The 7545-nt window shown below is 58.8% G+C and carries 7 protein-coding genes; 4 read left to right on the top strand and 3 right to left on the bottom strand.

What is annotated here, in order from left to right:
* Window positions 1–137: 137 nt before the first annotated feature.
* Window positions 138–1028 (bottom strand): methylisocitrate lyase, encoded by an 891-nt coding sequence (prpB, locus tag AC1DRJ_RS15460; RefSeq protein ID WP_027922545.1) that lies wholly within the window; start codon window positions 1026–1028, stop codon window positions 138–140.
* Entirely contained in the window at window positions 1025–1741 is a 717-nt protein-coding gene (locus AC1DRJ_RS15455) for a GntR family transcriptional regulator (protein ID WP_405046871.1), read from the bottom strand. The genes prpB and AC1DRJ_RS15455 overlap by 4 nt, the downstream gene beginning before the upstream one ends.
* A gap of 302 nt (window positions 1742–2043) precedes the next feature.
* On the opposite strand from AC1DRJ_RS15455, the gene rloA reads away from it, so the two are divergent.
* The 4 genes from rloA to pabB all read left to right on the top strand — a co-directional run bounded on the left by rloA (window position 2044) and on the right by pabB (window position 6708).
* The gene (gene rloA, locus AC1DRJ_RS15450; protein ID WP_477802934.1) at window positions 2044–2580 is read left to right on the top strand and encodes a retropepsin-like aspartic peptidase RloA; all 537 of its coding nucleotides are present in this window, start codon (window positions 2044–2046) and stop codon (window positions 2578–2580) included.
* 5 nt (window positions 2581–2585) lie between these two features.
* Entirely contained in the window at window positions 2586–4121 is a 1536-nt protein-coding gene (gene rloB / locus AC1DRJ_RS15445; RefSeq protein WP_477802933.1) for an osmotic stress tolerance membrane protein RloB, read from the top strand.
* Window positions 4121–5107, top strand: a complete 987-nt coding sequence (locus tag AC1DRJ_RS15440; protein ID WP_477802932.1) for an alpha-L-glutamate ligase-like protein — start codon at window positions 4121–4123, stop codon at window positions 5105–5107. The genes rloB and AC1DRJ_RS15440 overlap by 1 nt, the downstream gene beginning before the upstream one ends.
* Window positions 5108–5370: 263 nt before the next feature.
* The gene (pabB, locus tag AC1DRJ_RS15435) at window positions 5371–6708 is read left to right on the top strand and encodes an aminodeoxychorismate synthase component I (protein ID WP_477802931.1); all 1338 of its coding nucleotides are present in this window, start codon (window positions 5371–5373) and stop codon (window positions 6706–6708) included.
* Between the two features lie 85 nt (window positions 6709–6793).
* On the opposite strand, the gene thrH is transcribed toward pabB, so the two are convergent.
* Window positions 6794–7411: a bifunctional phosphoserine phosphatase/homoserine phosphotransferase ThrH gene (gene thrH / locus AC1DRJ_RS15430; protein WP_477802930.1), complete on the bottom strand. Its 618-nt coding sequence runs from the start codon at window positions 7409–7411 to the stop codon at window positions 6794–6796.
* Window positions 7412–7545: the final 134 nt, after the last annotated feature.

Here is a 7545-nt window from a genome sequence, read left to right as displayed (position 1 = left end):
TGTAGCAGCTGTCGAGCACCGCGAGGCAGCGTTCGGCTGCGTAGCAGTCGCTAAATCGGCCACCAGACTTTTGCGAGTCCTTCGGCCTCGGACGCAGCCTCGCGGGCTCGGCAGCTGCTACAGGAATGCGTCCGTCATTACTTCTTCGCGGCGAACAACGCATCGAGCTTCTGCTCGAAGGTGTGGTAGTCGATGCGATCGTAAAGCTCCATGCGGGTCTGCATGGTGTCGATGACGTTCTGCTGCGTGCCGTCGCGGCGGATTGCGGTGTAAACGTTTTCCGCGGCTTTGTTCATCGCACGGAAAGCGGACAGCGGGTACAGCACCAGCGATACATCAGCACCAGCCAGTTGCTCGGTGGTGTACAGCGGGGTCGCGCCGAATTCGGTGATGTTGGCCAGGATCGGGGCTTTCACGCGGCTGGCGAACAGCTTGTACATGTCCAGTTCGGTGATGGCTTCCGGGAAGATCATGTCGGCGCCGGCCTCGATGCACGCAGCAGCGCGATCCAGGGCAGATTCCAGACCTTCAACCGCCAGGGCATCGGTACGAGCCATGATCACGAAGCTGTCATCAGTACGCGCATCGACTGCGGCTTTGATGCGGTCGACCATTTCCTGCAACGATACGATTTCTTTATTAGGACGGTGGCCGCAACGCTTGGCGCCGACCTGGTCTTCGATGTGCACGGCGGCAGCGCCGAACTTGATCATCGATTTCACGGTACGGGCGACGTTGAACGCCGAGGAACCGAAACCGGTGTCCACATCCACCAGCAGCGGCAGGTCACAGACGTCGGTGATACGACGCACGTCGGTCAACACGTCATCCAGGCCAGTGATGCCCAGGTCCGGTACACCGAGGGAGCCGGCAGCTACGCCGCCACCCGACAGGTAGATCGCCTTGAAACCGGCGCGCTTGGCCAGCAACGCGTGGTTGGCGTTGATCGCGCCGACCACTTGCAATGGATGCTCGCTGGCGACCGCATCGCGGAAACGCTGGCCTGGAGTGCTCTTGTTCAAACTCATGACTCACCTCGTTTGGCTGTCGGGTTAGCGCCGTCCTGGTAATGACGGGCGATATTGCGTTTGGAGGCGCCGATGTGACGGCGCATCAACAACTCGGCCAGTTCACCGTCACGGTCGGCGATGGCATCGAGAATTCGGTGGTGCTCGGCAAACGCCTGGTGTGGGCGATTAGGTACGGTGGAAAACTGGATGCGGTACATGCGCACCAATTGATACAGCTCGCCGCAGAGCATTTGGGTCAGCGTGCGGTTGCCGCTGCCCTGGATGATTCGGTAATGGAAGTCGAAATCGCCTTCCTGCTGGTAGTAGCCCAGTCCGGCCCGAAACGCCTCATCGCGCTCGTGGGTTTCGAGGACGCGGCGCAGTTCGTCGATTTCTTCGAGGGTCATGCGCTCGGCGGCCAGGCGGCAGGCCATGCCTTCAAGGGACTCACGGATTTCGTAGAGCTCAAGCAACTCGGCATGGTTCAGCGAAACCACCCGCGCCCCAACATGCGGCACGCGCACCAGCAGACGCTGGCCTTCCAGGCGGTGGATAGCCTCACGCAGCGGCCCGCGGCTGATGCCATAGATGCGCGCCAGCTCTGGCTCGGAGATCTTGCTGCCCGGGGCGATCTCGCCCTTGACGATGGCCGCTTGAATACGCCGAAAGACGTTTTCGGAAAGTGTCTCCGAATCGTCTTGGGTAGTGAGCGGGGGATCCAGTTGATCCAACATATTGTCGACACCTTGAAAGCTGATGGCGCAAAAACTAGCGAAAACAGGGCGCTTAGTCAAAGGTTAATTCGATATTGTCGACAATCGTCTAATAACCAGTCGCTCCATAACAAAGCAGCACAGTGGTTTATAGCCGCCTGCCAGAGCTGGCGCCATCAAACCACCGTGCTAGAATGCCGCCCGCATTTGTTTGTGGCATCTGCACGGCTTGTCATTAATAGCTGACAGGCATACGAGGGAACTTGTGCAGTAATGCCAGGGCCTTGAATCGAAGTACGGACCGCTGCACACCAGGATTTATGAGACTCAAGCCCTTCCCGACATTCCTTTATCTCCTTTGTCTGCCCGGTTTTGCCGCGGCAGGGGGTAAGACGGTGTACGGCCTCAACGAGTACGCGTCCCTGGATGGCATCAACCTTGAAGTCGCAGCCAAACTCGACACCGGGGCGAAGACTGCTTCACTGAGTGCTCGCGACATCAAACGCTTCAAGCGCAATGGCGAGTCCTGGGTGCGCTTTTACCTGGCCATCGACGCCGCCCATTCGCACCCGATCGAACGCCCACTGGCCCGAGTCAGCAAGATCAAGCGTCGGGCCGGTGACTACGACCCGGAAGAAGGCAAGAAGTACACGGCACGCCCGGTGATCGAGCTGGACATTTGCATGGGTTCGGCTTTACGCAGCATCGAAGTGAACCTGACCGACCGCAGCGCTTTCCAATACCCGTTGTTGATTGGCTCCGAAGCGCTCAAACGCTTCGATGCGCTGGTCGACCCCAGTCTTAAATACGCTGCTGGCAAACCCGCCTGCGCCACCGACGCTCATACCGCAGAGTAATTCCAATGCGCTCTCTCAACCTCCATCTGAAAATGCTGATCGCCATCCTGGTGGTGCTGGGCATTTCAGTTACGGCCTATCAGATCTTCGTGCTCGGCATTCCGGTGACCGAAGATGCCACCGACGACTTGTGGAACATCGACGCCAAGGTCGAGTTCGTCGCCAGTGCAAAGGACCCGGTCAAAATCCAGATGTTCGTGCCGCCGCTGAGCCGCGACTTCGTCAGCCTCAACGAAAGCTTCATCTCCAATAATTACGGCGTGGCGGTGAACCGTGTCGACGGCAACCGCAAGGTCACCTGGTCGGCGCGCCGGGCCAAGGGCAACCAGACACTGTATTACCGCCTGGTGCTGACCAAGCGTTACTCCGGCGAAAAATCCAAAGTCAAAGGCCCGACTTTCCGCGACAGCATCGCCGTCGAAGGCCCGGAAAAAATCGCCGCCGACGCCCTGCTCGCTCCGATTCGCCAGCACTCGGCCGACGTCGAAACCTTCATTGGCGAGGCGATCAAACGGGTCAACAACCTCAGCGACGACAATGTGAAACTGCTGCTGGCCGGCGATCCGTCCAGCGCAAACAAAGCCAAAATCATCGAGCTGGTACTGTCCATCGCTCACGTGCCAGTGGAGAAGGTCCATACCATTCGTCTGGTGGCCGACCAGCCGCAAGTGCCTGAGCTGTGGTTGCGCAGCTTCAACGGCACCGACTGGCTGTACTTCAACCCGGAAACCGGTGAGCAAGGCCTGCCGACCGACCGTTTGCTGTGGTGGACCGGCGATGAAAACCTGATCACGGTCGATGGCGGCAAAAAAGCCAGCGTGACGTTCAGCCTGAACAACAGCGAAATGAACGCCATTCGCCTGGCCAAGCTGACCGATGAAAACACCGACGCCAACTTCCTCGAATACTCGTTGTATGGCCTGCCGCTGCAGACCCAGCAAACATTCATGATCATGGTGATGATCCCGATTGGCGTGCTGGTGATTCTGATCCTGCGCAACCTGATCGGCATTCAGACGCTCGGCACCTTTACCCCGGTGCTGATCGCCCTCGCCTTCCGCGAAACCCAGCTCGGCTTCGGTATCGTGCTATTTACGATCATCACGGCGCTGGGGCTCACGCTGCGTTCCTACCTCGAACACCTGAAGCTACAGATGCTGCCGAGGCTGTCGGTGGTGCTGACCTTCGTGGTGGTACTGATTGCAGCCATCAGCCTGTTCAGCCATAAACTCGGCCTGGAACGCGGGCTGTCGGTGGCGCTGTTCCCGATGGTGATTCTGACGATGACTATCGAACGCTTGTCGATTACCTGGGAAGAACGCGGCTCGGGCTTTGCCATGAAAGTGGCCATCGGCACCCTGTTCGCCGCATCCCTGGCGCACTTGATCATGACCGTACCGGAGCTGGTGTACTTCGTGTTCACCTTCCCGGCGATCCTGCTGATCCTGGTGGCCTTCATGCTGGCGATGGGTCGCTATCGCGGCTACCGCCTGACCGAACTGGTGCGTTTCAAGGCGTTCCTGAAGAAGGCTGACGCCTGATGTTCGGTTTCTGGAAGACCTGGAAGGCCCTGGAAGCCCGGGGCATCATGGGCATCAATCGGCGCAACGCGGACTACGTGCTCAAGTACAACAAGCGCAGCCTGTACCCGATTGTCGATGACAAGATCATCACCAAGGAACGCGCCATTGCTGCCGGCATTCATGTGCCGGAAATGTATGGCGTGATTTCTACCGAGAAGGAAATCGACAACCTCGAAGAGATCATCGGCGGGCGCACCGACTTCGTGATCAAACCGGCCCAGGGCGCGGGCGGTGACGGCATTATTGTGATTGCCGACCGTTTCGAGGGCCGCTACCGCACGGTGTCCGGCAAGATCATCGATCATGAGGAAATCGAGCACCATGTCTCCAGTATCCTCACCGGCCTGTATTCCCTGGGCGGTCACCGCGATCGCGCGCTGATCGAATACCGGGTGATCCCGGACCAGATCTTCAAGAGCATCAGCTATGAAGGCGTGCCGGACATTCGCATCATCGTGCTGATGGGCTACCCGGTGATGGCCATGTTGCGCCTGCCGACCCGGCAATCCGGCGGCAAGGCCAACCTGCACCAGGGCGCCATCGGCGTCGGCGTCGACCTTGCGACCGGCGAGACATTGCGCGGTACGTGGCTGAACAACATCATCACCAAACACCCGGACACCACCAACGCAGTCGATGGCGTGYAACTGCCCTACTGGGACGGTTTCATGAAACTCGCCGCCGGCTGTTATGAGCTGTGCGGGCTGGGTTATATCGGCGTCGATATGGTCCTGGACCAGGAAAAAGGCCCGATGATTCTTGAACTCAATGCCCGGCCGGGGTTGAACATTCAGATCGCCAACGATTGCGGCCTGACCTTGCGCACGCACGCGGTAGAGGCTCGACTGGAGGAGTTGAAGGCTCGCGGGGTTACTGAGACGGTGAAAGAGCGAGTGGAGTTTGTTCAGGAGATGTTTGGGCATATTCCGGCGGTTGAGGGCTGATCCCTGTAGTGAGGGGGCTTTGTGGCGAGAGGGCTTGCCCCGTTCGGCTGCGCAGCAGTCGCAAACCAGCTGATGTGATCTGCCTGGCACTATTAAAGTGAATGGTTTTGGGGCCGCTTCGCAGCCCAACGGGGGCAAGCCCCCTCGCCACAATGATGCAATCAGCCGCTCTCAATCTATCTCTTCCCGACATCCCCTCTAGGAGCAATTCCTGCAGAGGTCTACAATCGCCACCCCGCCTCGATGGCTGATCTGCCCCGCCCATGTTGACCTGTTCTGTACACCCACTCCCTTATCGAGCCAACCCCGCCGAGTACTTCGCGGCGATTCGTCATGCCCCCGGTGCCGTGCTGCTCGACAGTGGCCGGCCGAGCGCCGAGCGTGGCCGTTTTGATCTGCTCAGCGCCTGGCCGCTGGAGCAATTGGCGGTGCTGCCCGACGAAAGCGGCAGAGATTTCCTGCAACGCTTGCGCGATCATCTGACACGGCTCGGTGAAGCGGCTGTGCCTGATGAACTGCCCTTCGCTGGCGGCCTGATCGGTTATCTGAGCTACGACTTCGGTCGGCACCTGGAGCATCTGCCGAGTCAGTCGCAAGACGACCTGCACTTGCCCGACGCGCGTTTCGGGTTGTATGACTGGGCCTTGATCAGCGATCACCAGTTGCAAACCAGTCAACTGGTGTTTCACCCGTCGCTGATCGATAGCGAACGCCAGCGTCTGATCATGCTGTTCAGTCAGCCGACCGCCGAAGCTGTTGACCCCTTCACACTGAAATCACCAATGAGTGCCGATCTGAGCGCCGACGAATATCGCCGGGCGCTGGAACGTATTCAAAACTACATTCAGGCCGGTGATTGCTATCAGGTCAACTTCGCCCAGCGCTTCCGCGCCGAGTGCCAAGGCGATCCTTGGGCTGCGTATGTCGCACTGCGAGCCGCGTGCCCGACACCCTTTTCCGGTTTCCAGAGCCTGCCCGAGGGTGGCGCGGTGCTGAGCCTGTCTCCAGAGCGCTTCGTCAAAGTCAGCAAACGTCATGTGGAAACCCGCCCAATCAAAGGCACCCGCCCTCGCGGCCTGACCGCAGTTGAAGATGCTGCGAACGCCGCCGAACTGCTGGCCAGCCCAAAGGACCGTGCGGAAAACCTGATGATTGTCGACCTGTTGCGCAACGATCTCGGCCGCACCTGTCGCATCGGTTCGGTGCGGGTGCCGGAGTTGTTCAGCCTGGAAAGCTATCCGAATGTGCATCACCTGGTGAGCAGCGTGACCGGTGAACTGGCGGATGAACGGGATGCGTTGGACCTGATCGCCGGCAGCTTCCCCGGCGGTTCGATCACTGGTGCGCCGAAAATTCGTGCGATGCAGATCATTGATGAGCTGGAGCCAACCCGGCGCGGCTTGTACTGCGGGTCACTGCTGTATCTGGACGTGCGCGGCGAGATGGACAGCTCCATCGCGATTCGCAGCTTGCTGGTCAAGGACGGGCAGGTGTGTTGCTGGGGCGGCGGCGGGATCGTCGCCGATTCCGAATGGCAGGCCGAGTATCAGGAATCGATTACCAAGGTAAAGGTGTTGCTCGATACCCTGCAAAACCTTTAAAAGCATCGCGGGCAAGCCCGGCTCCTACAGGGTCGGTGATCACCTGTGGGAGCGAGCCTGCTCGCGAAGGCGTCCTCAAGGTCGACTACAAACTCAAAGCACGATTCGAAGCCTTGATAAATTCCTGCTTCAGCTCGTCAAAGGTATGCACCGCCGGAAACTGCGGGAACTCGCGGATCACATTGTCCGGCGCGTGGAACAGAATCCCGGCATCCGCCTCACCCAGCATCGTGGTGTCGTTGTAAGAATCCCCCGCCGCGATCACCCGGTAGTAAAGGCTCTTGAAGGCCAACACCGACTGACGCTTGGGGTCTTTCTGACGCAGCTGATAGCTGGTCACCCGACCGGTATCGTCGGTAATCAGTCGATGGCAGAGCAACGTCGGGAAGCCCAGTTGACGCATCAGCGGCTGGGAAAATTCGTAGAACGTATCCGACAGAATCACCACCTGAAAGCGCTCACGCAGCCAATTGACGAACTCAATGGCGCCATCGAGTGGTTTGAGAGTGGCAATCACTTCCTGAATATCGGTGAGTTTCAAGCCGTGTTCGTCGAGGATTCGCAGACGTTGCTTCATCAGCACGTCGTAATCGGGAATGTCCCGAGTGGTGGCACGGAGCGATTCGATCCCGGTTTTTTCGGCGAAAGCGATCCAGATTTCCGGGACCAGTACACCTTCAAGATCCAGACAGGCAATTTCCACAAGTCACTCCCATTTGTATTGATTATTGAGTCGAGCGAGTAAAAAGACTGCCGAACTCTAGCGATTCAGACTGACTGGCGCAACGCAGAGGGCGCGCCAGTGACTAAAGGATTTTGTTACCATCTGGACCATAT

This window comes from Pseudomonas sp. P5_B2 (genome assembly GCF_056400445.1).
This window is presented reverse-complemented; position numbering and strand designations above follow the sequence as displayed.